We start from the raw sequence: 23,921 nt of genomic DNA, 5'->3' as shown, positions 1-23,921 counted from the left end.
GTTAAGGGGACGGCAAAACCGTACGAAACATATAGACCAGAATGGCGGCTTTGTAGGTTAAGAACCCCAAGAACACCGGAATAATATGTAGCTCTTGCCAACGGGCTGCCAAAATAATCACAACCACGACGACAATCAGCTGCGTTTTCCCCAGCTTTTTCTGGTCATTTCCTAGGCGCTCCACACTCCGGGCGAGGAGCCGCAGATAAATGAGGCTTGCACTTGCCCCCAAAAGGTAATTCAATGCTGTGTTCAGGCCGTAAATGAGCCAAACCGCTCCAAAGGCGATTGCCATCAGCACGAGGCTTGTCGTGAATAATTCGCGACAGAGTTGATAAAACCCGGCCATCGAGCCGCCCCTCTTTGGGGAATTGGCAACGGTTGATGGCGCAGAGGGTGCTGAAGCAGAATCGGGAACGGTCACAGCAGAATAGGGAGCATCCGAGGATGCCTTGAACTGGCCACTAAGCATCCTATCATGCAGTGGTTACATTTCATTACGGGATTCTGCTTCGTCGATATTGCTGTTTATTTCATTGCGAATGTGCCGCTCAAGCAGTTGAAAAATCTCCTGTAGGCGTTGAGGGTTGGTGAGGTAAAGGTATCCCAGTAGGGCTTCAAAGCCGGTGGCTTGGCGGTAGATTTTTGCAGCAACTCGCTTTGGGCCATCGGCAGCCGCATTGCGACCCTGACGAAAAATCGAGCGTTCGGTTTCGGTGCAATGCTGCCAAAGGAAGTCCATGTAGCGGGCTTGACTTTCGGCACGGACATGCGCCACCACTTGGCGGTGGTAGGTATTGATGCGTTGGGGCGGGGTTAGAAAAAGCCAGCGGATAAAGAGTTCATACACGGCGTCACCAAAGTAGGCCAAAGCCGCCGGCGGTAGTTGATGGGCGGGAATTTTGGGGGGGACAAGGGGCAATAATCCAGCAGAGTCCAGCATGACGTTTTAGCTAAAGAGACCCCCCTTAGTTTTACTGCCACAGGAACAGAATGGTTAAGAATGGGTTTCCCCGCTAATTTGGGCGATCGCCGTCGCCAGATCCGGCTGAAGGCGCAAAAAGTTTTCTAAACGCACAAGTTTGACGGTTTGGGTGACGCGGGGGTTGGTGACAATTTGCAGTTGACCCTGATGCTCTTGGGCTTTTTTGGCCAGTTGTACTAAAATGCCGAGGCCAGAGCTGTCAATAAACTCAATTTTTGAAAGATCTAAGATGATGTTGGCAGGTCCGTCGTCAAAACACTTACTAATGACCTTGCGAAAGGCCGACTCGGAAAACGCATCGATGAGACCCGTCAGGCGAAACACTTGATAGTTATCGCGAATCTCACGGGTACCCCTTAGGCTTTGGGTGAGGGCAAGTGGTTCAGAAATGAGAGCCTCCTTTGCTGATAACTGGACACACAAAACGATAGAAGACAAGTATAGATAAACGTGGCATTCTTGTCTATGACTTGATCGGCAACTCAACAAAAGTTTGGAAGTGCAGCAACCGCAGGAAGCTCTTTGCCAGAATCGGATCAGGTATCGCGCCTAGGAGTCGCCCTAATGAAATTATCCAAACTCGTGATGAGCCTTCTCAGCAGTGGCGGTCTGGGATTGCTGAGTTTATCCACTATGGCTCAAGAAACGCCGGCGGCGATCGCGGTCTTTATGCGGGAGTGTCAAACCAAATTTGCGGCGCCAGCGCCTCCCGGCTTTGGCGATCGCTATTGCACTTGCCTGATAAACCGCCTCCAAGAAAAAATGAGCTATGAGGAATTTCAGAAAATTACTGCCGACAATGAACCCCCGGAAGTTAAAGCCGCAACAACAAATGTATTGGTGCTCTTTTCTAGTACGCCTAGGATGAACGGGCGATGAGCCTACGCTTATTTTGGCATCGTCGCGATTTGCGCCTGAGTGACAGTGTGGGGTTGGCGGCTGCCTATACCCAAACTCCCAAAGTAGTTGGCATTTTTTGCTTTGATCCAGCGATTCTCCGTGCCTCGGACATTGCGGCGGTGCGGGTGACATACCTCGTGGGTTGCCTACAGGCTCTGCAGGAATCCTATCAGCGGCTGGGGGGGAGCTTTTTGATTTTCTACGGTGACCCGCGTCAAATTCTGCCCCAAGTGGCCAATGGCTTGGGGGCGGTGACGGTGCATTGGCACGAGGATGTGGAACCCTACGGTCGCGATCGCGATCGCACAGTAGCCGCTGCCCTCAAAGAAAAGGGAATTGCCGTGGAAACCGCTTGGGATCAACTTCTGCATTCCCCAGAGGCCGTACAAACAAAACAGGGACAGCCCTACACCGTCTATTCCCCCTTTTGGCGTAACTGGTCAAGCTTAGTTAAACCAGAGCCTCTCCCCAGCCCCAGACACCTCGAACCCCTCAGCGAAATAGAACAAGCAACTGCGCGAACCTTGGGAGCGATTTCTCTCCCCACGGCCAAGGATTTGGGATTTCATTGGTCAGGAGAACTGATCCTTGCTCCCGGTGAAGCCGCTGCCCAAGCACAACTAGAGACATTTATTGACCAGCACATTCAAGACTATGGTGAGCAGCGCAACTATCCGGCGCAGCCCGGAACCTCCCTCTTAAGCCCTGCGCTCAAGTTCGGTGTCATTGGTATTCGCCGTGTCTGGGCAGCCAGTCAGGCCGCTATGGCCGCAGCCCGTAGTGAAGAGGCACAAACGAGTATTCGCACGTGGCAGCAGGAATTGGCTTGGCGGGAGTTTTATCAGCACGCCCTCTACTGGTTTCCCCACTTGGTGGAGCGCCCCCATCGTGAAGGATTTGCCACTTTTCCTTGGCTGAATAACGCAGAACACTTTGCCGCTTGGTGTGAGGGTCGCACCGGTTACCCAATTGTGGATGCCGCCATGCGCCAACTCAATGAAACGGGTTGGATGCACAACCGCTGCCGCATGATTGTGGCCAGTTTCCTCACCAAGGACTTGATCATCAATCCCCAGTGGGGTGAGCAGTACTTTATGCAAAAGCTGATTGATGGCGACTTAGCAGCCAATAATGGCGGTTGGCAGTGGAGTGCCTCCAGTGGGATGGATCCAAAGCCGCTGCGGATTTTTAACCCAGCCAGTCAAGCGCAAAAATTTGATCCTGAGGCGGAGTATATTCGCCGTTGGCTGCCGGAATTGAAATCCCTAGACACGGCAGATTTGGTGACGGGAACTATTTCTCCCCAAGAGCGCCGTCGCTACGGCTATCCTTTGCCGATTGTGGATCACAGGCAGCAACAGCAGCGATTTAAGCAACTCTATCAAACGCATTTTCGTTCACCAATCCCTCAAGGATAAAATTAACGTTCCCCTGATCAGGGTAACAGCGTTATCCTGAAAAAGAACGATTTTTGCGGTTGCATCGCGCCCATGAATATCCTTGGTAGTCTGCTCACTCCCTCCCCCACCCCCGTCCAAACCCGTCCCCGCCGTGGCATTGAAATTAAGTCCAAGCGCGAAATTGAGATTATGCGGCAGGCCTCGCGCATTGTGGCGACGGTGCTTAAGGAAATCTCCCAGATGATTGAGCCGGGCATGACGACGGCGGATCTCGATGCCTATGCCGAGCGACGCATCCGCGAAATGGGGGCAACACCGAGCTTCAAAGGCTATCAGGGTTTTCCGTCCTCCATTTGCGCTTGCATCAACAACGAGGTGGTTCATGGGATTCCCAGCCCCCGCAAAGTGATTCGCAGTGGCGACATCGTTAAGATTGACACCGGTGCCTACTACAATGGCTTCCATGGCGACTCTTGCATTACGATTCCAGTGGGGGAAATCTCCGAAGAAGCGGCCAAGCTTGTCAAAGTTGCTGAAGAAGCGCTCTACCGAGGCATTGAGCAGGTGAAAGAAGGCAACTACCTCATGGATTTGGCGGGTGCTATTCAAGATTATGTCGAAGCCAATGGCTTTGTCGTAGTCGAGGACTTTACTGGCCACGGCGTGGGGCGCAATCTCCACGAAGAACCTTCGGTATTTAACTTCCGCACCAATGAACTCAAGAATGTGCGACTGCGGGCGGGGATGACCTTGGCCATTGAACCCATTGTGAATGCGGGGTCAAAACAGGTGCGGATTTTGCGCGATCGCTGGACAGCGGTTACGGTTGATAATTCCCTCTCTGCCCAATTTGAGCACACGGTCTTGGTCACCAAAACGGGTTATGAAATCCTCACCGATCGCACCTCTGTCTAACCCCTATGACTAAAATCTCCCCCGAAGTCCTCGAGCGCCACTGCTTTTGCCGCAGTCGTAAGTTTACATTTGAGGTCAATCAATATCGCCTGCCCCATGGGTCTGTCTCGATCTTGGGAACGGTGCGGCATCCGGGGGGGGCATTAGCTGTCCCTGTGACCCCAGAGGGCAACCTGATCCTTGTCAAACAATACCGCTTTGCCACTGAGGAATATCTGCTGGAGTTCCCAGCGGGCACCGTTGAGGATCACGAAAAGCCCTTTGCTACAATTGAGCGGGAAATTGAAGAGGAAACGGGCTACCGCGCCCACCATTGGCAAAAACTGGGGGAGTTTTACATTGCCCCCGGCTATTCTGATGAAGTGATCTATGCTTACTTGGCCACTGAGCTGGAGAAACTAGAGACACCCCCGCCTCAGGACACCGACGAGCACATTGAAGTTGTGGAGTTTTCTCTATCTGACTTGGCCGCCGCGATTCATAGGGGTGAAGTGAAAGATGCCAAAACCGTCACCAGTTTCTATCTGGCCTTGCCCTATCTTCAACCCGCTTGAGCACTGAAGTTCTTCGTAAATGTTTGTAAGCATCCTGCACCGCCCACAGTCTTGATCCCTCAAGGTGAGATAATGCGGAAATAATCCAAAGGTTGTACGTGCTGATTCACAGCCGTTTGAACTGGGACATTAGTCAGTTTTTGATTGTTGAATTATGGAGCTAACCTATCGGCCTCGCCGTTTACGCCGCACGGCTCAAATTCGTCGCTTGGTGCGCGAGCATGCCCTAACCACAGGGGATTTGATTTATCCAGTCTTTGTCATGGAGGGGGAAGATCAGGTGCAGGAAGTCCCCTCAATGCCCGACTGCTATCGCTATACGCTGGATCGCCTGATTTTAGAGCTGAAGGAGGCCTATGCCTTGGGAATTGGGGCGATCGCGCTGTTTCCCCTCGTTCCTGAGCACCTCAAGGACAATGCAGGCACCGAAAGCTACAATCCTGAGGGGCTTGTCCAGCGATCGGTACGTGCCATTAAGGCCGTTTTACCCGACCTGCTAATCTTTACCGATGTCGCCCTTGATCCCTACAGCAGTGAAGGCCACGATGGCATTGTCAAAAATGGCGAAATTCTCAATGACGAAACTGTAGAGGTGCTGGTCAAACAGGCAGTGAGTCAAGCGGCTGCGGGGGCCGATTTTGTTGCCCCGTCGGATATGATGGATGGCCGTGTCGGTGCCATTCGAGCCGGTCTGGATGCTGCAGGCTATACCCACGTGGGGATTCTCGCCTACTCTGCGAAATACGCCTCTGCCTACTATGGCCCTTTTCGCGATGCTTTAGATTCGGCACCGAAGTTTGGTGATAAAAAAACCTACCAAATGGATCCCGCCAATGTCCGCGAAGCAGTGCGGGAGGTCAGCTTGGATATTGAGGAGGGCGCCGATCTGGTGATGGTGAAACCTGCCCTTGCCTACATGGATGTCATTGCCCAACTCAAGCAGGTGAGCGATGTTCCTGTGGCCGCCTACAACGTTTCTGGGGAGTACGCGATGGTGAAAGCCGCCGCCCGCAATGGCTGGATTGATGAGAAAAAAGTGGTGCTAGAAACCTTGCTTGGCTTTAAGCGGGCAGGTGCCGATGTCATTCTCACCTACCATGCCAAGCAAGTGGCGCAGTGGCTGCAAGAGGGATTGAACTAGGCGCTTGTTTCTCGTAGTTGACGGGTGGTCTGAATCCAACTGGCAATCATTTTGTCCACTCGCTCCTCGAGCTTGGGATCACTCAATTGCCCTTCTGGTGTGAAGGCTTGCCACGCCTGACCAATGGCCACCTGTTCTGGAATCACCCAAGCATGCACCCAGCGCAGAATCACCCGTAGATCGTTGAGGGCATTGCTGTTGGTTTGGCCACCAAGGACACTCATCATGGCCACGACTTTGCCGCTGAGATGTTCAAAGCTGAGGAGATCAAGGGAGTTCTTGAGCACACCGCTAACGCTGCCGTGGTACTCTGGGGTCACTAGCAAAATGCCATCGGCTTCTTTGACCTTGGCTTGAAAGGTGTCCACATCGGGGTAGTCAGGGTAGCTCTCAGCACCCGTACAAAAAGGAAGTGTCATCTGCCGCAAATCAAGACGTTCAACGGTAACGCCTTGGGCGGCTGCTTTGGCAATGGCAACATCTAGGGCGCTTTGAGAGTAGGAGCCATCCCGCAGACTCCCTGCCCAACCAATGAATTTCACCATAAACAAACTCGTAATGACTATGTTTTATTATATAAAACTTAGATTTGTTCAACCATCTTCCCTAACAAGGAATCTCATTCAGGGAAATGGAGCCGCCCGTAGCCATCTGGGCAATGACTCGTTGTAACTGCGCTAGCGATCGCTCGGCCTCGGTGTAGCGATCCTTCCAGTGTTGAACAGCGGTTTCCTGCTCCCGTGCCTGCTGCGCCTGATGGAGAATTTGCTCTTGCAGTTCAGCAATTTGGGCTTCTAGGTGTTGTAGGCGTTCCTGTTGTTGACTAGTGCGCGCCTCCAGTTCTTGGTTGTAGTGCTGGGTGGTCATATATTGCAAGCGCTGCTGCTGATAGTCCCGTTCCAATTCCTGTAGCTTGGTTTGGGTTTTTAGCAGGGTTTTACTCAGTCCCTGAATAACACTGTTTTTGCTGGCCTCTGATCCTTGCGCCTGTTGCAGCGCAGTGATAATCCGTTCTTGGGTTTCAATCAAATGGTTCGCTTGGGTGAGGCGACGGTTGAGATCCTCCATTTGGGTTTGGCGATCGCTCAACTCTAAGCGGGCTTGTTCAAGGCGAGTTTGCAGGAGAGCTTTTTCCTCTTGGACTTGGCGCAGTTGGGATTCAAGGAGTTGGCAGTCCTGTTCCCGTTGCCGCAGGAGGCGATGGCTATTCACCAATTTAGCCTCGAGGGCATCTTGAGCCTTGAGGAGCCGATCCACCTCCTGATGCAGGTGCTCAATTTCCGTTTGCGATTGCTGAAGAATGGTTTCCAAGGATTGGCGATGGTGGCTCATTTCGGCCAACTCGTGGGCACAGGTGGCTTGGGAGCGCAATTGTTCTTGGAGGGCAACGATCGCCTGTTGTTGAATCTGAGCGGTTTCCTCAGTGCGAGCCAGTAAATCCTCAAGGAACGCCTGATTGCGCAGTTGTTGCTTTAATTCATTGATATAGTGCTGGCACTGATCAATGGCTTGCTCTAAATGCTGGATGCGCCGTTGGCTATTCTCACCCTCTGAGGCTAGATCAGTGGCCAGTGCACTTTCCGCTGCAAGCTCAGAAATCATCGGATTCCATGGAAAACTAAGTTGCTTGGGGGGCTGTGTTTCCATTAGATAGGATGTGAGAATGATGCCACTCTTCCTTAGTCTAACGGTACAGGGCATCGAGGCTACACACGGGTCAAGACAAAAAGGCTACCTTCATTGCCTCGGGCAATTCGCAAATCCTCATCGAGGTAGGTAATGTCGAGCCAGCCCTGTTGATCATTGCTGTTGAGGGGGACATCTAGGGCAATCAGCGGCTGACGGCTGTGGAGTTGGGGAATGAATTGGGAAGGAGAATAGTAATTGAGCCACCGACGCAGGCCAACAATGGAACGTTCAAAATACACTTGTACGCGCTGTTGGGTCAAGGGTTCAAAGCGCGCCAACACACTGATAATCCCCTCCAGGAAGGGCAACCCATAGAGTTCAGCGATATTGTAGATGCGCTGCTGTTGTGGACGAATGCACTGATAAATTTGCCCCATCTTTACGACAGGAGAGCGATCTAAAGCGAGAAGAGCCTGACTACTGGTGTAGATCAGTCGCCAATCCCCCGCCAATTTTTCAGGGGCATTGAGGGGAGCTGGGGTGGGATTCATGGCTTCAAGGGAAGCGGCAAGGGCGGCCACCTGTTTGCGATCGCGCGGTGTGGCTAGAATACCTCGATTCAGGCCAGCGATCGCCATCAATAACTCTGCTTTTGCCACAGTTTACCCCTCCTTGTGCAAGGAACTTTTTCGCCCCAATGGGTTGCGTCAAGACCCCCCTAATTCGAGAATGGGAAAAATCCCCCTCCCATTCAGGTTAGCGAAATGCGGATCGCGCTATTTACCGAGACATTTTTGCCCAAAATTGATGGCATTGTTACCCGCTTGTGCCAAACCGTCCGCCATCTGCAACGGAATGGCCATCAGGTGTTGGTGGTGGCTCCCGAGGGCGGGCTAGACCATTACGAAGGCGCGCAGATCTATGGTGTCTCCGGTTTTCCCCTCCCATTGTATCCTGAACTCAAATTAGCCCTGCCGCGACCCGCCATTGGTAAAGCCCTAGAGGCCTTTGAACCCGATCTGATCCATGTGGCGAACCCAGCAGTCTTGGGGGTAGCGGGTCTGTACTATGCGCAGAAATTCCACTTACCTTTGGTTGCTTCCTACCACACCCATTTGCCGCAATACCTGAAGTACTATGGCTTGGGGTTTCTTGAAGAGGTACTCTGGTCGCTGCTGCGGTTGGCCCATAACCGTGCTCAACTCAACTTGTGCACCTCAACGGCAATGGTGGCAGAACTGAAAGCGCACGGCATTCGCTATCTCGATCTCTGGCAGCGGGGGGTAGATGTGGAGTTGTTTCATCCACACCGCCAAAGTCAAGAAATGCGTTACTTTCTCAGCCAAGGGCACCCGCAAGCGCCCCTGCTGCTTTACGTCGGTCGCCTCTCTGCTGAAAAGGAAATTGAGCAAATTAAACCCATTCTGGAGCAGATTCCCGAAGCACGACTGGCGCTCGTGGGCAATGGCCCGCATCGGGAAGCTCTTGAGCAGCACTTTGCGGGTACCCCCACCCATTTTGTCGGTTATCTGCGGGGGGAACGCTTGGCATCGGCCTTTGCCTCTGCTGATGTCTTTGTCTTTCCCTCGCGCACGGAAACTCTTGGCTTGGTTCTCCTAGAAGCAATGGCGGCGGGCTGTCCTGTGGTGGCTGCCAACAGTGGGGGGATTCCGGATATCGTCACTGACGGGGTGAATGGGTTTTTGTTTGATCCAGCGGATCCTACAGGAGCGATTACGGCTTGTCAGCGTCTTTTTGACTCCCCGGGCGATCGCGAGACCCTACGCCAAAATGCCCGCCAAGAAGCCGAACGCTGGAGTTGGGCGGCGGCCACCCAGCAACTAGAGCAGTACTATCGCTCGGTTTTGCCAGTCCCCCAACGGGATGTGGCTCTTAGTCATTAACCCAATTTCGGATCTGCTTCCCTAAGTTGCGGTAGATCGAGGTTGGCCTGCTTGCCTTGGAGAACGACGTAAAAGCCACCGAGGCCTAGGGGGTCAATGAGTTGGTGGAGTGATTGATGGCGGTTCAGGGCTTGAAGAAGATTGCCATTACTCTGCTGTGGCGCCAGTAGGCGATCGCCCAAACCCAAGGCCATGAGAAATAAACTCTGGCGGGTGACATAGAGGGTTTCAAGGCCAAAGTGCTCACCATAGCGCGTCAAGGCGGTCACATCCACATGGGCCGTAATGTCCTGCTCGCCCACAAAGCAGTAGGGATTGTTGTGGTAGCGGTGTTGATAGTAGCACTGCAAGGTACCCTCACACCGGGCGGGATGATAGTATTGCTGGGCGGGATAACCATAGTCAATGGTGAGAACAAAGCCCCGCTCTAGGTGCTGACTCAGATCCTTGAGCCACGGGATTAGGTTCAAATTAACCTCAGTACGGTAGCCGTTGCTGTAGCCCTGCTGCTGTGGATCGATACCAACGGTGGCAAAGTACTGGTGAATGCGATCGTCGCTGAGGGGACGCAAGACCTCTTGCAATGCCCCTTGGGCATCGAGACTGACATAAATTTCTTGCCAATCGTCCCCCTGCCATTGCAGCCGATGCACGGGAAAAGCATCCACGAGTTCATTGCTAAAGATGCAGCCAGTGATCGGTTCAGCAGGAGTGTCAGAGCCTCGCCAGCACAGGCGATCGCCCCAAGGGGCCAAGCGTTGCCGTTGGTGTTCCCGTAAAGTGGGGGAGTGCTCTTGAATCTGGTACTCAAGGGCGGCAAAGAAATCAGGGTAGGTCGCTTGGCTATAGCCCAAGACCCCAGCCGCAAATTGGCCTTCACCCGCCCCCATCTCCAAGAGGGTAAACCGCTGCGGTTGCTCCAAGGCCTGCCACATCTGCACAAAAGCCTCAGTGAGCAGTTCCGCAAAGTCTCTCGTCAGACTACTGGACGTGATAAAGTCGCCGTGCCGACCAATCTGTATTTGGGGACGGTTGTAGTAGCCCCACTGCGGTGCATAGAGAGCCAAGGCCATAAACTCACAGAAGGAAATGGCCCCCGCTGCCCTGATGCGCTCCTGAAGGTCGGCCTGAGTGCCTTTTGGCATTATTCATCCACTCCAGCAATGGGGGCAAACCCTTGGCGCTGCACATTCTCGGTAATAACACGCGGCTCCAGAAATTGCAGCAGGTAGTCGCGGCCACCCGCTTTGGAACCAATCCCCGAAAGCTTAAAGCCACCAAAGGGCTGCCGATCCACGATCGCCCCCGTAATCCCACGATTGATGTACAGGTTCCCTACGGCAAATTGGGCTTTGGCCTGCTGAATATGGGATGGCGTCCGCGAATACAGCCCCCCCGTCAGGGCATAGGCAGTGGCATTGGCAATTTCAAGGGCTTGGCTGAAGGTTTCTGCCCGTAATACCGCTAGCACCGGGCCAAAAATTTCCTCTTGGGCGATCGTGGCGGTGGGGGACACATTGGTAAAGATTGTAGGCGAGACAAAATACCCCACTTCTGGCACCGGTACACTCAAGGCCAGTTCCGCTTCCCGCTGTCCCTTGGCAATGTATTCCTGAATGCGATCGCGGGCGGCTGCCGTCACCACCGGTCCAACACGGGTACTGGGCAAATGGGCGGGTCCAATATTCAGGGACTGGGTGGCCGCCACTAAGCGCTGCACAAAGGGTTGATAGATGGACTCCAAGACAATCACCCGCGAACAGGCGGAGCATTTTTGGCCGCTGTAGCCAAAGGCCGATTGCACCACCCCCGCCACTGCCTGATCTAAGTCGGCACTTTCGTCAATGATGATGGCGTTTTTGCCCCCCATCTCGGCAATCACCCGCTTGATGTGGGTTTGTCCCCGCTGCAACACTGCTGCCTCAGCAATAATGCGGCAACCCACCTCTTGGGAGCCCGTAAAGGCAATCAGATGCACATCAGGATGTTTGGTTAGGTAGGGGCCAATCACGGAGCCACGTCCAGGGAGAAACTGAAATACCCCCGGCGGAAAACCGGCGGCAATCAGAATCTCCGCTAGTTTGGCAGCAATCACAGCAGCCGGATCCGCAGGCTTGAGAATTGTACAGTTGCCTGCGACCAGGGCAGCCACGGTCATACCGGTGGGAATCGCCAGGGGAAAGTTCCAAGGAGAAATGACGACCGCAATGCCGCGCCCTTGGTAGTGGTAATGGTTTGTTTCGCCGGGAAAGTTGCGGTCATAGCCACCGCTGAGGCGCTCCATTTCATCGGCGTAGTAGCGACAAAAATCAACAGCTTCGGAGACTTCAGCATCCCCTTCCGCCACCACCTTGCCCACTTCGTAGCACATCCAAGCCACCAGTTCATGGCGTTGTGCCTCTAGGAGATCCGCTGCCCGCCGCAGCAGGGTTGCCCGTTCGGCCACGGGGGTCTGTTGCCACTGCGCTTGAGCGGCTTTGGCAGCCCGGATCGCATGCTCGGCATCCTCAATGGTGGCTAAGCCAACGCGACCGACAACTTCTTCGGGCTGTGAGGGGTTGAGGGACTCGCTGTATTCGAGGGTATTGACGCGATCGCCATTGATGATGGGGGTATAGGTTTGCCCCAGTTGGCGATGGACATGAATTAAGGCTGCTTGAATGGCTTCCCGCTGGCTGGCGCGGGCGTAGTCGCTATTGGCAGCATTGACAAAGGTTGAAGTCTTGCCGGTGGTCAGATGAACGTTCACAGCTTCAAAGTCCGCCGTTGGCTGCGGTGGTGCCAGTAATTCCTCCACCGCGACAGCCCCCAACTGTTGGCGCAAAAAGGAGCTATTGGCGGTATTTTCCAAGAGTCGCCGAATCAGGTAGGCCATCCCCGGAATGAGATCACCATAGGGACAATAGACCCGCACCGTTTGTCCTGCGTCCACGAGAGCTTTGGCAAGTTTATCGGCCATACCATAGAGAACTTGGCATTCCATGGCTGTGGGCGGAATGTGCCGATGTTGAGCGATCGCAATCGCCCGCGCTTGGGAACGAACATTATGGCTAGCGATCGCTGTGCGCAAAACCGTATGGTGACTCAGGAGCAGTTCAATCAGCCGCTCAAAGTTGGCATCGGTGTCCTGCTTGTATTGATAGACGGGTAATGGCCAATCCTGCTGCACCGCCTTAATCAGTTCTTGATCCCAGTAGGCCCCCTTGACCACTCGCACGGTGATGGGTGTACCCCGCTGTTGCACCCAAGTAATCAGGTCTTGGGCATCTTGGTAGCTGTCCCGCAAATAGGCTTGCAGTGTCAGCCCGACATCGGCGCGATCGCGAAACTCTGGCTCTAGCAAAATATCCTTGAGGATGGCTAGGGTAATGTCTTTGTAGGCATACTGCTCCATATCAAAGTGCACCGCCACCCCCAATTCTTGGGCACGATGCAACAGCCGCCGAATCGGTTCCCCCACCTTGGCACGGCAGCCAGACACATCTAGGGGATCAAACTGGGAGTAAAAGGCCGTCAGTTTAACCGAGACTTGGACTGGATTCACGCCCTCCCGTTGCCCGAGGGGACTGAGTTGCTGCATCAAGTCAAGGTAGCGATCGCAATACTGCTGCGCCTCTGCCTCCGTAATCACCGCCTCCCCAAGAATATCCATCGTCACCAGCATGCCCTGCTTGCGCAAACGGCCAATGGTTTTCAGCACCTGCTCGGTGGTTTCACCGGCAATGTACTTGTGGGCAAGAGCTTGAACTGCTGTTGTGAAGGTGGTTGCCGCTGCTTGGGCGGGCAGGGAATCCGGCTGGGCAAAGTTCAAGAGTTTTTTTAGGCCTTCCGGCAATTCCACACTGGGGTCACTGAGGTACTCCTGCAAGTGGCGAGCCACCTCGGCTTTACTGCGCAGACTCGGCAGGCAGTCAATGAGGCGAAAGAGTTGCACCCGTAGCCCCGGATGTTCCATCGCCCAGCCGAGGAGTTTATCTTCAATGCGCATTTGCTCCCGCAGTTGGCTGAAAAAGTTGCGGGACTCTTGGCTAGCCGTCCAAAGTTGACGGGCGATCGCGATCGTTTGTGCTTCGTAAAGACCAGTCATGGAGAATCTTGGGTGAGGAGCAGTCTTTCCTATTTTCCCATGTCCTTAGCGCGGACGAATAAATCAGCGGTTCGCTCGCACCAAGCAAATGCGCTCCTCTTCACCAATGGATACCTTCAGCCAAGGCAAACCGCGACTATCGGTAATCGTGGCAAAGCCTGCGGGTGTGGCCGTTAGAACAGTTCCTCTAGGAAAGCGGCGCACTAGCGGCCAGTGCATAATCTCCAGATCTGGCCAACGGGCCTTGGGGGCGTACCACTCCTGCGGCACCTTGTCTGACCAGCGACAGGTGAGACCATTGATATCGGGATCAACCCCTACCCAAGTACGATGACTGGTGCGGCTGATATAGTCGCCATTGCGATTGGGTGGGGGTAGGTTTGGCGTTTGAGCAAGAACTGGGCACAGTAGTAAAGCAGCCCAAATACTGTGATTCATCCAGCAATGCACCTCATCATTGAGCGATCGCGCCAAACGACAATTCACTGGTTTAGGAGCAACAACCTTCCAATAGGGATGGGTTGTCTGCATATAATTTCCATTCTTATCTGGCTGTGGTAGAAAGGATCCCTGTGCCAGTAGGATCAGGGGAGTGACTGCCAGAAGCATAGGAAAGCTCAAGGAAAAATATCAAGCCATCGCAACGTCCCCGTCAGCTTGACGGCCACCTCATAGCCTAGCGATCAAATCCGCGCTGTGGAATAGCGAAATTCTCAAGAAATAAAGAAATATGTAGAGTGGTTGGGGAACTTAAAAAGCAATTAAACGATTCGATGACCTTAGCACCTCAACAACCCTCTATCTACACCAGTGTGCTTGTCGACTGTCCGGGGGCAAGCGAGGCCTACACTTACCAAGTTCCTGTGGGTTGGTGTGTGCGGGGGGGCGATGTGGTGGAAGTGCCCTTTGGCTCTCAGGTGGTGCGGGGGATTGTCCTAGAAGTGCTGGCGGCATTACCGCCGACGCTGGATTCGCAGCGGGTGAAAGCGCTCCTGGCGATTGTCGATCAGCACCTTTTCCCCAAAGACTATTGGGCACTGTTAGAAGAGATTGCCACGTACTACTGCACGCCCTTGATCCAAGTGGTACGCACTGCTCTGCCGCCGGGCGTCTTGGGGCGATCGCAACGGCGGGTGCGGCTACGGCCACAACAGGGGACTCCCCCCCTTTCCGAACAAGGGCAACATCTGCTGCGCTTTCTCCAAACGAAGGGCAGGGGGGACTACAGTGTACGCTACCTCCAGCAACAGCTTCCCAAGGTGCAGCGTGCCCTCGCAGAACTTGAACGCCTTGGCTTGGTGGAAACCTACTTAGCGGCACCCGCCAGTCAACAGCCAAAACAGCAACAGGCCGTAGTCCTCCTCAATAGTGAAGGGGAGACCTTAACACAGCGGCAGCGCCAAATCCTCCGCTATTTGCAGCAACAGGGTCGTGATTGCTGGCTACAAGAGGTGCTCGAGGCCACGGGCACAACCGCCCAAACCCTCCATCGCCTTGCTGCCAAGGGATACGTTGCCATTGTCGAGCAGCAGCACTGCCGCATTGAACAGGGGGTAGCAGTGACACCGGATAGGCCCAAAACCCTCACCCCTGCCCAAGCCACTGCCCTGCAAGCCATTTCCGAACATCTAGACTGTGCCCAAACCTTTCTACTGCATGGGGTCACGGGGTCGGGCAAAACGGAAGTCTATCTGCAAGCAATAGCTGAGTGCCTAGGGCGAGGGCGATCAGCCTTGCTGCTGGTACCGGAGATTGGCTTGACCCCCCAACTAACGGATCGAGTGCGAGCACGCTTTGGTGAACGCTTGCTGGTGTACCACAGTGGTCTCAGTGAGGGAGAGCGGTACGATACTTGGCGATTGACGCTGATGCCGCAGCCACGGGTCATCATCGGCACGCGATCGGCGGTACTGCTGCCCTTGGTGGGCTTGGGTTTGATCATTCTTGATGAAGAGCACGACAGCAGTTACAAACAGGATCAACCTCAGCCCTGCTACCATGCCCGTACCGTTGCCCAATGGCGATCGCGCCAACAACAGTGTCCCCTGATTCTAGGAACCGCCACCCCTGCCCTCAGCACTTGGCAGGCTGCTCAAGCCGGACAGCTTCAGATTCTTTCCCTCCCCCAGCGTATCCACGCCACGCCCCTGCCCCCCATCACCCTGGTGGATATGCGCCAAGAATTACACCGTGGCAACCGTTCCATGCTCAGTCCTTCGCTGCAAGACGCTCTGGGGAATCTTCAGGGACAGCAGGCGATTCTCTTTGTACCTCGGCGGGGCCACAGTACCTTTGTCTCCTGTCGCAGTTGTGGCACGGCGATCTACTGTCCCCATTGCAGCGTGTCTCTCACTGGACATCTCTTTGGCGAGGAGATGGAAGTGCTGCGCTGTCACTATTGCAACTATAGCCAAGCCGTACCGCAGCGCTGTCCCAGTTGTGCCTCCCCTTATCTCAAGCCCTTTGGTGGCGGCACGCAGCGGGTGGTGAGCGAACTGAATCGCCTCTTACCGCAGTTGCGGGTACTGCGCTTTGACAGTGATACGACCCAACGCAAGGGTGCCCATCGCCAGTTATTGACTCAATTTGCCGCCGGCGCAGCCGATGTCATGGTGGGGACCCAAATGTTGACGAAGGGGATTGATCTGCCGCAGGTCGCCCTCGTGGGAATTTTGGCTGCCGATAGTCTCCTGCACTTGCCGGATTATCAGGCGGCAGAACGCACGTTTCAAATCCTCACCCAAGTGGCGGGGCGATCAGGCCGGGGTGCGCACCCGGGTAAAGTGATTCTCCAAACCTATGTGCCGGAGCATCCGGTGATTAGAGCAGTCAAGGCCTATGACTGGGACACCTTTGCCACACAGGAGCTAAGTAGCCGTGCCCCCTTGGGCTATCCCCCCTATGCCCAACTAATCCTTCTGCGCTTGAGTAGTCCCGATCCTGAAGACGTTGCCGCAACGGCTCAGGCGATCGCCCAACAGCTCCAGACGTTAGCCCCAGTGTCTCAGGGAGAATGGGAAGTTCTTGGCCCCGCCCCGGCCGCGATCGCCAAAATTGCTGGCCGCTACCGCTGGCAAATTTTACTCAAGGGCAAACTAGAACGAGTTTCTGACCTCAGCCCAGCCCTGATGCACCTCAAGGAGCAGTGTCCCCGCTCAACCCGGCTCAGTATTGATGTTGACCCCCTGAACTTTCTCTAGGGGTGCTTCGGCAAACCACCACAGCGCTGTGACCGGCACGACCCCCAAAACAAATCCCAGCGTTGTCGGAATCCAAAAACGTTGATCCAAGGACGTGAGCGTAATCATCGCCCCAAAGGCAAAATTCACCAGATACACCACCCAAGGAGTAATCAGTTGCCCACGGTTCACCACCATTCGTTTTGGCCACCACGTGATCATCGCCAGCCCCATAAACACGGCCCCTGTGCCCGTCCATCCCAGAATGTTGCGGTAGGGCATACCAAAGAATTCACCGACATCCTGAAATTGCCAGAAGGGAATAGTGGTTTGACTCATGGCCGGATCAAGGACAAAATCCCAAGCCGTTAAAAAGATTGCTCCCAAGCCCACCGTGATCAAGGCTGCCCCCAAGCCCACGCCTTTGCTTTCCCGCAGCGGACGACTGATGAAGCCACTGTAGGCCAAAAGAAACGTAACTAGCCCCATATAAAACCAAGAGAGGGGAATCGTGAAGGGCACCAGTCCAGCAATTTTGTACCCCAAACCACTAAGGTAACCGTAATGGCCAAAGGGAAAGCCGGTACTTGTCCCCAACAGTTCACTCGCAAGGGAAATGCCTACCGCTGGCAGCAAAAAGCCAAAGAGTTTGCCAAGGCCAAAGTTGCGATAGGTGTGAAGGGCGATCGCCAGCGCACCGAGGACAATATAAACGACACCCCCGCTTCCCATACTCCATTGAAAAAGCTGCTGACCCCACGCGGGCAACGCCAGAATAAACTCGGGATGGGGCACGACGAGGAGCAACCCCGCTAAGCCAAAGGCCATGGCCACAATGTGGCCAACCAGGCACACCTGCTCCGCAACGAAAAGGGCGTTTTTGGGTTTCATAGGGGCAATCTCAAAGGGGCAATCATTTACAAATGTTAATATAGTAATGCATCACCGTTCTTGGTGTATTCCGCTAACCTCAAAAAAGTAGTTGAATTTCCCCAAAAGCGTCATAAATTGCCAACAATCCCGCCCCCAAGCCAGCACTCAGTGTTAGCCCCCAACTCCACGGCGCCCCCTCAGAAAATTGAGGACGACGCTGAAGCGCTTGGCCATAGCCCCGCAGCCGCATTGCTAGATAGATCTGCTCTGCCCGTTCCTCGGCGCGAAGGAGAAAGATACCAATCACCTGTGCCCACGGGCGAAGGCGGTGCCAACTCAAACGAAATCCGCGCAGAAAGAGTGCCTGCTGCATTTGTGCCAACTGACCCTCTAGCTCAAAAAGATAGCGATAGGTCAAGGCCAGTGTATCCACCAACAAGGGGGGTAGCCCCCACCAGCGACAGACCTGCACCCATTCACTAAACGTCAAGCTTTCTAGCAACACCACGCCAAGGGCAAGACACAAGACCAAACGCCACGTGAGGAGCAGCGCGATCGGCCACGCGGTAACCGCCAACAGTAACCACAGTCCCAGAAAGAAGAGCCACATCTGCTGGAGACGTTTGCCAAAGCGCTGCCAAGGGACATGGCTCAGGAGATAGAGGAGCGCCACCAGTAAGGTCGCGATCGCCAGACTTTCCAACCGCCGCAAACTACTAATGCAAAAAATCCACAGGAGAATCGCCATCACCCGTGCCGGCGGCGACCAGCAGCGAAAGCTCAAGGGTTATACCCTAATTAATATGTTGACTACGCAAAAAGCGATCAATATCGTTATTGGCACCAATCACCACCATGATGTCCCCTTTATTGAGCTTCTGGTTGGGACTGGGATTGATCTCAAACTTATCATCAAAGCGCAGGGCAATTAAGTTGAGACCATAGCGACTACGGAGTTCCACCTCGGCAACCGTACGGTTGTGAAATGCCTCAGGCACTTTGACTTCCACAATACTTTTTTCGGGGTCGAGGTCAAACCAATCGAGAATCGCTGGCCGAGTGAGCGATCGCGCCAGTTCACAACCTGCTTCATACTCTGGAAAGACCACCCGATCTGCCCCGACTCGCTCTAGGAGTTTTTTATGAATCTCTGAGGAAGCCTTGGCAACGACATTGGGCACGCCTGCCTCCTTCAGGTTCAATGTCGTGATAATACTGGCATCGAGATGATTGCCAATGGCCACAATGACCGTTTCAAACTCAAAAAGACCCGCCTCCTTCAGGGCTTGGGGGTCCGTAGAATCCAGTTGAATCGCATGATCCACAATATGATCCTGCAGCACTTGATTCACCAATCGCTCTTGGTTATCACTGCCGAGCACCTCATAGCCCATGCCGTGCAGGGTCTCGCACACCCCCCGGCCAAACCGCCCTAGGCCAATCACCGCATACTGCTGCGAGATTTTGACCCCCCGCCCGCGAAAGAGCATTGCTCCAAAATCCACCATTCGTAAGTTTCCTATTGGCTTTGCGATGCCGATGACGACCCTTTTCTAACATATGGGATACATAGGGGGGATGCAATCTAGCTATTAAATTTTTGGCCGTATTCGATTGCTGTGAAAAAGGCGGTACCCCGTCAATTGATGATGCCGTTAATCAGGGGACGCTGATCCGCCTGCATTAGCCAGTTGTTGCAGTCGCTGACGAATGTGTGCAGCACTGGCACGGGGAGAAAAGCGCGGTACGGGAAGCACTTGCGCCCCAATCACTAGGTAGAGAACAGGAATCTCGTATTGATAGGCCTGCCACCAATCATCGCGGCTGGTGATGTCACGTACCTCAAGGGTAAATTCCCTCAGGGTGGCTAGCTTCTCTTGCAGTCCTTCACAGAGGTGACAGCCGGGCTTGCTATAGAGAATCAGATGGGTCACGGTTGAGGCGCAGAAACAAGGGGGGTATCGCCAATATGACGGTGGTCCCGCAGGCCAAAAATCGCTTCTACATGGCGGTAGTGCTTAATTTCAATCAGGTTGTGGAAGGGGTCTGCAAGAAAGAACGTTTGGTGCTCTAGGGGGGTATTGGCAAAGCGGGTACGCGGTGGCTGGTAAAAGTCAAGTCCCTTGGTCATCACGCGATCGCAGAGGTTTTGCCAGTCAGCCTGTGCCAAGAAAATCAAGCCAAAGTGGCGTGGATAAATGCTCTTGGGTGGGGTTAAGGGTTCATCGGTGACGTGAGCCACCAGTTGATGGCCATAGAACTTCATGATCAGGCAATGGGGATTTTCGCGCCCCGGTTCACAGCCCAACCCATCAATGTAGTAAGCTTTGGTGTCCGCCAAATTACTGACGGGAAAGGCAAGGTGACATAAAACAGGAGCGATCGTCAACTGCGCCATAGATCTCTCTTGAGTAAAAATGGCTAAATTAGCTGCCATTGTAACAGGGAAATCCCACCTCAGGCATCTCCCCAGTGCATAGATTCTTCTATCTACAACGGAATGGGTAGCACGGGTAGGGGTAATAGGGGGGTGGGTAAATTACTGGGCGAGGTGGATAGGGCACTGGCACAATAATGTAGGTCTGAGATTGCCCTGGCGGACGGTAAATGATCGGATTGTAGGGATCATACTGTGGTGTCCGTCGCCGCCCAAAGGACTCTAGCCCTGGGAAAAAGACATCGACACCCGGCTGATTAGGAAAGAGGGGATAGGCGGCACGACTGGGGGGAGCGATCGCCAGCAGCGTGACTAAGCTACTGATGGCCAACGGCAGGAAGCGTAACATAAAAGCCTCCAAGGAGAGAGTGATGCTCAGATTTTGACGCTGCGGTGCTTAGGGAAGTTCCCGGAGAACACGACTCAAAATGTCCACCATTTGATCAATGTGTGATCGCTCCACAATCAGTGGCGGCGAGAGGGCAATAATATCGCCCGTGACACGAATCAGCAGTCCCGCTTCAAAGGCACGACAGAGGGCATCATAGCCCCGTGCCCCTCCTTGCCCCTCCCGTGGAGCCAATTCAATCCCTGCCACCAAACCCAAGTTGCGAATATCAATGACATGGGGAAGACCCCGTAAGCTATGGATGGCCTCCTGCCAATAGGGTGCAAGGGAAGCCGCCCGCTCAAATAGGGCTTCTTTCTCGTAAATCTCTAGGGTTGCCAAGGCGGCAGCACAGGCAAGGGGATGTCCCGAATAGGTGTAGCCATGGAAAAACTCAATTTGCCCCGCTGGTCCTTGCATGAAGGTGTCGTAAATCTGATCGCGGACAATCACCGCTCCCATGGGTACAGCGGCATTGGTTAGACCCTTCGCAACAGTGATGAGATCTGGAGTCACACCAAAGTACTGACTGGCAAAGGGGGCACCGAGACGGCCAAAACCTGTGATGACTTCATCAAAGATCAGCAAAATGCCGTGGCGATCGCAAATGGCACGCAGGCGTTCCAAGTACCCTTGGGGCGGAATCAATACCCCCGTAGAGCCAGCGAGGGGTTCGACAATTACCGCCGCGATCGTTGAGGCATCATGCAGCGCCACCAAGCGTTCTAGCTCATCGGCTAAATGTGCTCCCCAAGCGGGTTGCCCCTTGCTGAAGGCATTGTGCTCAAGGTTGTGGGTGTGGGGCAGATGATCTACCCCTGCCAAGAGAGAACCAAAGAACTTGCGATTGGGAGCAATTCCCCCCACTGAAATCCCACCAAACCCAACTCCGTGATAGCCCCGCTCACGCCCAATGAGCCGTTGCCGTGTCCCCTCTCCCCGCAGCCGATGGTAGGCAAGGGCAATTTTTAAGGCTGTATCCACGGCCTCAGAGCCAGAGTTGGCAAAAAAGACATGGTTAAGGGGGTCAGGGGTAAGGGCACGCAGGCAATCGGCCACCTGAAACGGTCCCGGATGTCCCATCTGAAAGGTGGGGGCAAAATCTAGGGTTGCCGCCTGTTGGGCGATCGCGCTGGCAATTTCCGCACGGCAATGCCCAGCATTGACACACCACAACCCGGCGGTGCCATCGAGAATCTCACGACCATCAATACTCCTGTAGTACATGCCCGCCGCCGAGACGAGGAGCCGGGGACTTTGCTTGAACTGGCGGTTGGCCGTAAAGGGCATCCAGAAGGGGTCGAGGTTGAGATCCACAAGGGTGGGCAGTGTCATTGCACTAAAACTGGTTGGTATTGTCAGTGGTGGGCATGAGGCCAATAATATCGCGGTAGGCCGCCACAATGACACAACTACTCCAAGGAATAGTCACCAGCAGCCCTACACAGCAGAGGCAAAAGCCCAAAGTATTGAAGAAAATAATTGATACGTTGAGGAAAAAGAAGCTCCACCAATCACGGGAGACCAAGCGGCGACTCGTTTCTAGGGCTGGCCACACATCAAACCGGTGTTCCACCACCAAAGGCACAGCGAACATATAGGCTACCCCAAAGTAAACCCCCGGCAGCAGCAGGATGGCACCCGCCAAGATTAAAACGGGGGTAAGGGCATCTGGCACAGAGGGGAGCTGCTCCAGTAACGCTAGCAGTTGTTCTAAGTCGGCATCGGGTTCTGTTGCTTCAGCCGCTGCCTGCTCGAGTATGCTTTGAAAGAAGGGCAAGCCCGCAATCAGGAATAGAATGCTGGCACTGATCACAAACACATTCGTAATCAAACCAATGAGTGTGTTCGTCAAAAAAATGGGCAGAAAGTAGTTGTTTTTGAAGGCATTAAAGAAGTTGCTAAATTCGGGTCTTTGGTTGCGGGCAATGCGAAAGCTGAAAAAGTAGTAGCCTGCGGCAAAGAAGCCTGCCAAAATCGCACTAACAACTGGGCCAGCCCCCGGAATATTGTTGAGCACACCATTGATAATGGTTGTCAGAATGAGAAAACCAATGTAGGCAGCGGGTTGAGTGCTGAAAATTTGCCAGCCCTCATTGAGGTATTGACCAATCCGTACTTGATAGGGTCGGTTAGCGATCGCTTGGGGAGTATGTTCTGACTCACTGTACATACTGGCGGTTCCAAGGGTTTGCCTTTAGCCTAGCGATTGCTTGGGGCTGCACCAATTGTCAATGTGTCACTTCTTCACGTTCTAAAACATCGGATATACGTCTTTTCTGTAGTCATTTTCAAAATGTTAAGTGTGTTCAATCCATGGGACAAGGCTTCTATTTAAGACTCAATCATGAACTTTTGTAAAGGATTGTAACTAGCTTATACAGGATTGTACTAGATTTGGTTACAAAGACTACAATAAAAGTGTAGGGAAAGTAAGTGAGTTACCTACAACTCTAAACAGTTCCTCACATTTTTTCTTTGCAGTCAATACCTTAGTATTCACCGTTCAAGACTCAAAGCCTCACGTTTCCAAAAGCGGGGGAAGGAATCTAAGGGATTGTTACAAGTGATTTCGTCAATGACTTCCCGATAAAGGGAAGGCGGGGGAATTATGTTCAGCATGCAGTTTTGGCGGCAGTCTCTTGTCGCGACGATCGCCTTGAGTTTGGTAGCGGTGTTTTCTTGGACACCCTTGGCTCACAGCCAAACCCATAGCACGCTACAGGTGGGAGCAACGGTCATTAAAACCTGTCAAGTCAGCCGCCCTGCCCAAGCTTCAAGTCTGCGAAATGGGAACTACAGCTTGCAGACCGATTGCGTCCAAGCAACGCAAACAACCCCTGTGGGACAAGTGCTACCGTTACCCGCTGAATGGGGACTGGTGGATAATGCCAACCCCACAATGATGCGGCTGGTTACCTATTAGGCAGACGGGGAGGAAATTTTACCTGCATGGTTGAGGGGCCAATAGCAGGCGATCGCCCGACCGATGACATTCTCAAGGGGCAAAAATCCCCAGATATGGGAGTCATTGCTGTGGTTGCGGTTATCGCCCATGACAAAGAGCATATTGTCTGGTACTGTGACTGGGGAGAGTGTATAAACGGGTGGCTCAGCAATGTACGGTTCTTCGAGGGGGCGATCGTTGACCCAAACTCGGCCATCATGGACGGCAACTGTATCCCCGGCGGTGGCAATCACTCGTTTAATTAGGGCTTGATCGGCGCGATAACCAAGGGTTTGCAAGAGGGGCGGGGTATAGAAAACAACAATATCCCCCGGTTGGGGCGATCGCTGGCGATAGGTCATCTTTTCGACCACAATGCGATCGCCCGGCCAAAGCGTTGGCTCCATAGACTCTGAGGGAATAAAGCGCGACTCCGCGACAAAAACGCGAATCAGTAGCGTGATCAGCACCGCTACCCCAATCAACAGGGCATTATTGCGTAGCGATCGCCAGTGGGAAGGGGAATTCGTTGCCGAAGCAGACATAATTAAGGGCAGATTTAGAGAAACCTCCCTATTTTAT

26 protein-coding genes are annotated in these 23,921 nt (G+C 53.8%); 8 read left to right on the top strand and 18 right to left on the bottom strand.

The window, feature by feature from the left end:
- Position 1 precedes the first annotated feature (1 nt).
- The 3 genes from IGQ15_RS08215 to IGQ15_RS08205 all read right to left on the bottom strand — a co-directional run bounded on the left by IGQ15_RS08215 (position 2) and on the right by IGQ15_RS08205 (position 1,408).
- On the bottom strand, positions 2-349 hold the full coding sequence (locus IGQ15_RS08215) for an ATP synthase subunit I (protein ID WP_297050663.1): 348 nt from the start codon (positions 347-349) through the stop codon (positions 2-4).
- 138 nt (positions 350-487) lie between these two features.
- A complete protein-coding gene (locus tag IGQ15_RS08210; RefSeq protein WP_297050661.1) occupies positions 488-943 on the bottom strand; it encodes a ribonuclease III domain-containing protein in 456 nt (151 codons plus the stop codon).
- A gap of 54 nt (positions 944-997) precedes the next feature.
- Positions 998-1,408 (bottom strand): STAS domain-containing protein, encoded by a 411-nt coding sequence (locus tag IGQ15_RS08205; RefSeq protein WP_363315823.1) that lies wholly within the window; start codon positions 1,406-1,408, stop codon positions 998-1,000.
- Between the two features lie 141 nt (positions 1,409-1,549).
- Here IGQ15_RS08205 and IGQ15_RS08200 point away from each other — a divergent pair, with 141 nt between their 5' ends.
- The 5 genes from IGQ15_RS08200 to hemB all read left to right on the top strand — a co-directional run bounded on the left by IGQ15_RS08200 (position 1,550) and on the right by hemB (position 5,895).
- Positions 1,550-1,864 (top strand): hypothetical protein, encoded by a 315-nt coding sequence (locus IGQ15_RS08200; protein WP_297050656.1) that lies wholly within the window; start codon positions 1,550-1,552, stop codon positions 1,862-1,864.
- Positions 1,861-3,303, top strand: coding sequence for a deoxyribodipyrimidine photo-lyase, 8-HDF type (locus tag IGQ15_RS08195; RefSeq protein ID WP_297050653.1), 1,443 nt, complete (start codon positions 1,861-1,863; stop codon positions 3,301-3,303). Before IGQ15_RS08200 ends, IGQ15_RS08195 begins: the two co-directional genes overlap by 4 nt.
- A 72-nt stretch (positions 3,304-3,375) precedes the next feature.
- On the top strand, positions 3,376-4,200 hold the full coding sequence (map, locus tag IGQ15_RS08190; protein ID WP_297050651.1) for a type I methionyl aminopeptidase: 825 nt from the start codon (positions 3,376-3,378) through the stop codon (positions 4,198-4,200).
- A 5-nt stretch (positions 4,201-4,205) separates the two neighbouring features.
- Positions 4,206-4,754 carry an NUDIX hydrolase gene (locus IGQ15_RS08185; RefSeq protein ID WP_297050649.1) on the top strand — a complete coding sequence of 183 codons (549 nt, stop codon included), beginning with the start codon at positions 4,206-4,208 and terminating at the stop codon, positions 4,752-4,754.
- A gap of 154 nt (positions 4,755-4,908) precedes the next feature.
- A complete protein-coding gene (gene hemB / locus IGQ15_RS08180) occupies positions 4,909-5,895 on the top strand; it encodes a porphobilinogen synthase (protein WP_297050647.1) in 987 nt (328 codons plus the stop codon).
- Here hemB and IGQ15_RS08175 read toward each other — a convergent pair.
- The 3 genes from IGQ15_RS08175 to IGQ15_RS08165 form a co-directional block, all read right to left on the bottom strand.
- Positions 5,892-6,440 carry an NAD(P)H-dependent oxidoreductase gene (locus IGQ15_RS08175; RefSeq protein ID WP_297050644.1) on the bottom strand — a complete coding sequence of 183 codons (549 nt, stop codon included), beginning with the start codon at positions 6,438-6,440 and terminating at the stop codon, positions 5,892-5,894. The two genes, hemB and IGQ15_RS08175, sit on opposite strands and share 4 nt — an antisense overlap.
- 61 nt (positions 6,441-6,501) lie before the next feature.
- Positions 6,502-7,497 (bottom strand): hypothetical protein, encoded by a 996-nt coding sequence (locus IGQ15_RS08170; RefSeq protein WP_297050642.1) that lies wholly within the window; start codon positions 7,495-7,497, stop codon positions 6,502-6,504.
- Positions 7,498-7,601: 104 nt separating this feature from the next.
- Positions 7,602-8,183: a PAP/fibrillin family protein gene (locus tag IGQ15_RS08165; RefSeq protein ID WP_297050641.1), complete on the bottom strand. Its 582-nt coding sequence runs from the start codon at positions 8,181-8,183 to the stop codon at positions 7,602-7,604.
- Positions 8,184-8,288: 105 nt separating this feature from the next.
- On the opposite strand from IGQ15_RS08165, the gene IGQ15_RS08160 reads away from it, so the two are divergent.
- A complete protein-coding gene (locus tag IGQ15_RS08160; protein WP_297050638.1) occupies positions 8,289-9,428 on the top strand; it encodes a glycosyltransferase family 1 protein in 1,140 nt (379 codons plus the stop codon).
- Here the strand turns inward: IGQ15_RS08160 and IGQ15_RS08155 are convergent.
- The 3 genes from IGQ15_RS08155 to IGQ15_RS08145 form a co-directional block, all read right to left on the bottom strand.
- On the bottom strand, positions 9,425-10,573 hold the full coding sequence (locus IGQ15_RS08155; protein ID WP_297050636.1) for an SAM-dependent methyltransferase: 1,149 nt from the start codon (positions 10,571-10,573) through the stop codon (positions 9,425-9,427). The genes IGQ15_RS08160 and IGQ15_RS08155 overlap by 4 nt on opposite strands.
- Positions 10,573-13,515 (bottom strand): L-glutamate gamma-semialdehyde dehydrogenase, encoded by a 2,943-nt coding sequence (pruA, locus tag IGQ15_RS08150; RefSeq protein WP_297050632.1) that lies wholly within the window; start codon positions 13,513-13,515, stop codon positions 10,573-10,575. The genes IGQ15_RS08155 and pruA overlap by 1 nt, the downstream gene beginning before the upstream one ends.
- A 63-nt stretch (positions 13,516-13,578) precedes the next feature.
- A complete protein-coding gene (locus tag IGQ15_RS08145; protein WP_297050630.1) occupies positions 13,579-14,046 on the bottom strand; it encodes a hypothetical protein in 468 nt (155 codons plus the stop codon).
- Positions 14,047-14,288: 242 nt separating this feature from the next.
- Between IGQ15_RS08145 and priA the strand changes: the two genes are divergently transcribed.
- Positions 14,289-16,715 (top strand): primosomal protein N', encoded by a 2,427-nt coding sequence (gene priA / locus IGQ15_RS08140; protein ID WP_297050627.1) that lies wholly within the window; start codon positions 14,289-14,291, stop codon positions 16,713-16,715.
- On the opposite strand, the gene cruF is transcribed toward priA, so the two are convergent.
- From cruF to IGQ15_RS08100, 8 genes are all read right to left on the bottom strand, one after another.
- On the bottom strand, positions 16,671-17,585 hold the full coding sequence (gene cruF / locus IGQ15_RS08135) for a gamma-carotene 1'-hydroxylase CruF (RefSeq protein ID WP_297050625.1): 915 nt from the start codon (positions 17,583-17,585) through the stop codon (positions 16,671-16,673). The two genes, priA and cruF, sit on opposite strands and share 45 nt — an antisense overlap.
- A gap of 79 nt (positions 17,586-17,664) precedes the next feature.
- A complete protein-coding gene (locus tag IGQ15_RS08130) occupies positions 17,665-18,351 on the bottom strand; it encodes an energy-coupling factor transporter transmembrane component T (protein WP_297050623.1) in 687 nt (228 codons plus the stop codon).
- 10 nt (positions 18,352-18,361) lie between these two features.
- Positions 18,362-19,075, bottom strand: a complete 714-nt coding sequence (locus IGQ15_RS08125) for a TrkA family potassium uptake protein (RefSeq protein WP_297050620.1) — start codon at positions 19,073-19,075, stop codon at positions 18,362-18,364.
- 147 nt (positions 19,076-19,222) lie between these two features.
- Positions 19,223-19,501 (bottom strand): glutaredoxin family protein, encoded by a 279-nt coding sequence (locus IGQ15_RS08120; RefSeq protein WP_297050618.1) that lies wholly within the window; start codon positions 19,499-19,501, stop codon positions 19,223-19,225.
- Positions 19,498-19,965: a VOC family protein gene (locus IGQ15_RS08115; protein ID WP_297050616.1), complete on the bottom strand. Its 468-nt coding sequence runs from the start codon at positions 19,963-19,965 to the stop codon at positions 19,498-19,500. Before IGQ15_RS08115 ends, IGQ15_RS08120 begins: the two co-directional genes overlap by 4 nt.
- Before the next feature lie 88 nt (positions 19,966-20,053).
- A complete protein-coding gene (locus IGQ15_RS08110) occupies positions 20,054-20,353 on the bottom strand; it encodes a hypothetical protein (RefSeq protein ID WP_297050613.1) in 300 nt (99 codons plus the stop codon).
- 48 nt (positions 20,354-20,401) lie between these two features.
- Complete coding sequence (locus IGQ15_RS08105; protein WP_297050611.1) at positions 20,402-21,727, bottom strand: aspartate aminotransferase family protein; 1,326 nt, start codon at positions 21,725-21,727, stop codon at positions 20,402-20,404.
- A 4-nt stretch (positions 21,728-21,731) separates the two neighbouring features.
- Positions 21,732-22,565 (bottom strand): DUF975 family protein, encoded by an 834-nt coding sequence (locus IGQ15_RS08100; RefSeq protein WP_297050608.1) that lies wholly within the window; start codon positions 22,563-22,565, stop codon positions 21,732-21,734.
- 447 nt (positions 22,566-23,012) lie between these two features.
- Between IGQ15_RS08100 and IGQ15_RS08095 the strand changes: the two genes are divergently transcribed.
- Positions 23,013-23,318 (top strand): hypothetical protein, encoded by a 306-nt coding sequence (locus tag IGQ15_RS08095; protein ID WP_297050607.1) that lies wholly within the window; start codon positions 23,013-23,015, stop codon positions 23,316-23,318.
- Here the strand turns inward: IGQ15_RS08095 and lepB are convergent.
- Complete coding sequence (lepB, locus tag IGQ15_RS08090; protein WP_297050605.1) at positions 23,315-23,884, bottom strand: signal peptidase I; 570 nt, start codon at positions 23,882-23,884, stop codon at positions 23,315-23,317. The genes IGQ15_RS08095 and lepB overlap by 4 nt on opposite strands.
- Between the last annotated feature and the right edge of the window lie 37 nt (positions 23,885-23,921).

The organism is Thermosynechococcus sp. M98_K2018_005 (assembly GCF_015295825.1).
Classification (GTDB): domain Bacteria; phylum Cyanobacteriota; class Cyanobacteriia; order Thermosynechococcales; family Thermosynechococcaceae; genus Thermosynechococcus.
The sequence above is the reverse complement of the archived record's forward strand: the minus strand, read 5'-3'. Positions and strand labels throughout refer to the sequence as shown.

What these genes read in the sequence shown, in the direction of transcription:
- IGQ15_RS08200 (WP_297050656.1), top strand. Translation starts at nt 1,550, where the DNA reads ATGAAATTATCCAAACTCGTGATGAGCCTTCTCAGCAGTGGCGGTCTG.
- IGQ15_RS08195 (WP_297050653.1), top strand. Translation starts at nt 1,861, where the DNA reads ATGAGCCTACGCTTATTTTGGCATCGTCGCGATTTGCGCCTGAGTGAC.
- IGQ15_RS08160 (WP_297050638.1), top strand. Translation starts at nt 8,289, where the DNA reads ATGCGGATCGCGCTATTTACCGAGACATTTTTGCCCAAAATTGATGGC.
- IGQ15_RS08095 (WP_297050607.1), top strand. Translation starts at nt 23,013, where the DNA reads ATGCAGTTTTGGCGGCAGTCTCTTGTCGCGACGATCGCCTTGAGTTTG.
- IGQ15_RS08110 (WP_297050613.1), bottom strand. Translation starts at nt 20,353, where the DNA reads ATGTTACGCTTCCTGCCGTTGGCCATCAGTAGCTTAGTCACGCTGCTG.
- pruA (WP_297050632.1), bottom strand. Translation starts at nt 13,515, where the DNA reads ATGACTGGTCTTTACGAAGCACAAACGATCGCGATCGCCCGTCAACTT.
- IGQ15_RS08175 (WP_297050644.1), bottom strand. Translation starts at nt 6,440, where the DNA reads ATGGTGAAATTCATTGGTTGGGCAGGGAGTCTGCGGGATGGCTCCTAC.
- map (WP_297050651.1), top strand. Translation starts at nt 3,376, where the DNA reads ATGAATATCCTTGGTAGTCTGCTCACTCCCTCCCCCACCCCCGTCCAA.
- IGQ15_RS08215 (WP_297050663.1), bottom strand. Translation starts at nt 349, where the DNA reads ATGGCCGGGTTTTATCAACTCTGTCGCGAATTATTCACGACAAGCCTC.
- IGQ15_RS08115 (WP_297050616.1), bottom strand. Translation starts at nt 19,965, where the DNA reads ATGGCGCAGTTGACGATCGCTCCTGTTTTATGTCACCTTGCCTTTCCC.
- cruF (WP_297050625.1), bottom strand. Translation starts at nt 17,585, where the DNA reads ATGAAACCCAAAAACGCCCTTTTCGTTGCGGAGCAGGTGTGCCTGGTT.
- hemB (WP_297050647.1), top strand. Translation starts at nt 4,909, where the DNA reads ATGGAGCTAACCTATCGGCCTCGCCGTTTACGCCGCACGGCTCAAATT.
- IGQ15_RS08185 (WP_297050649.1), top strand. Translation starts at nt 4,206, where the DNA reads ATGACTAAAATCTCCCCCGAAGTCCTCGAGCGCCACTGCTTTTGCCGC.
- IGQ15_RS08105 (WP_297050611.1), bottom strand. Translation starts at nt 21,727, where the DNA reads ATGACACTGCCCACCCTTGTGGATCTCAACCTCGACCCCTTCTGGATG.
- IGQ15_RS08170 (WP_297050642.1), bottom strand. Translation starts at nt 7,497, where the DNA reads ATGATTTCTGAGCTTGCAGCGGAAAGTGCACTGGCCACTGATCTAGCC.
- lepB (WP_297050605.1), bottom strand. Translation starts at nt 23,884, where the DNA reads ATGTCTGCTTCGGCAACGAATTCCCCTTCCCACTGGCGATCGCTACGC.
- IGQ15_RS08100 (WP_297050608.1), bottom strand. Translation starts at nt 22,565, where the DNA reads ATGTACAGTGAGTCAGAACATACTCCCCAAGCGATCGCTAACCGACCC.
- IGQ15_RS08155 (WP_297050636.1), bottom strand. Translation starts at nt 10,573, where the DNA reads ATGCCAAAAGGCACTCAGGCCGACCTTCAGGAGCGCATCAGGGCAGCG.
- IGQ15_RS08210 (WP_297050661.1), bottom strand. Translation starts at nt 943, where the DNA reads ATGCTGGACTCTGCTGGATTATTGCCCCTTGTCCCCCCCAAAATTCCC.
- IGQ15_RS08125 (WP_297050620.1), bottom strand. Translation starts at nt 19,075, where the DNA reads ATGGTGGATTTTGGAGCAATGCTCTTTCGCGGGCGGGGGGTCAAAATC.
- priA (WP_297050627.1), top strand. Translation starts at nt 14,289, where the DNA reads ATGACCTTAGCACCTCAACAACCCTCTATCTACACCAGTGTGCTTGTC.
- IGQ15_RS08145 (WP_297050630.1), bottom strand. Translation starts at nt 14,046, where the DNA reads ATGCAGACAACCCATCCCTATTGGAAGGTTGTTGCTCCTAAACCAGTG.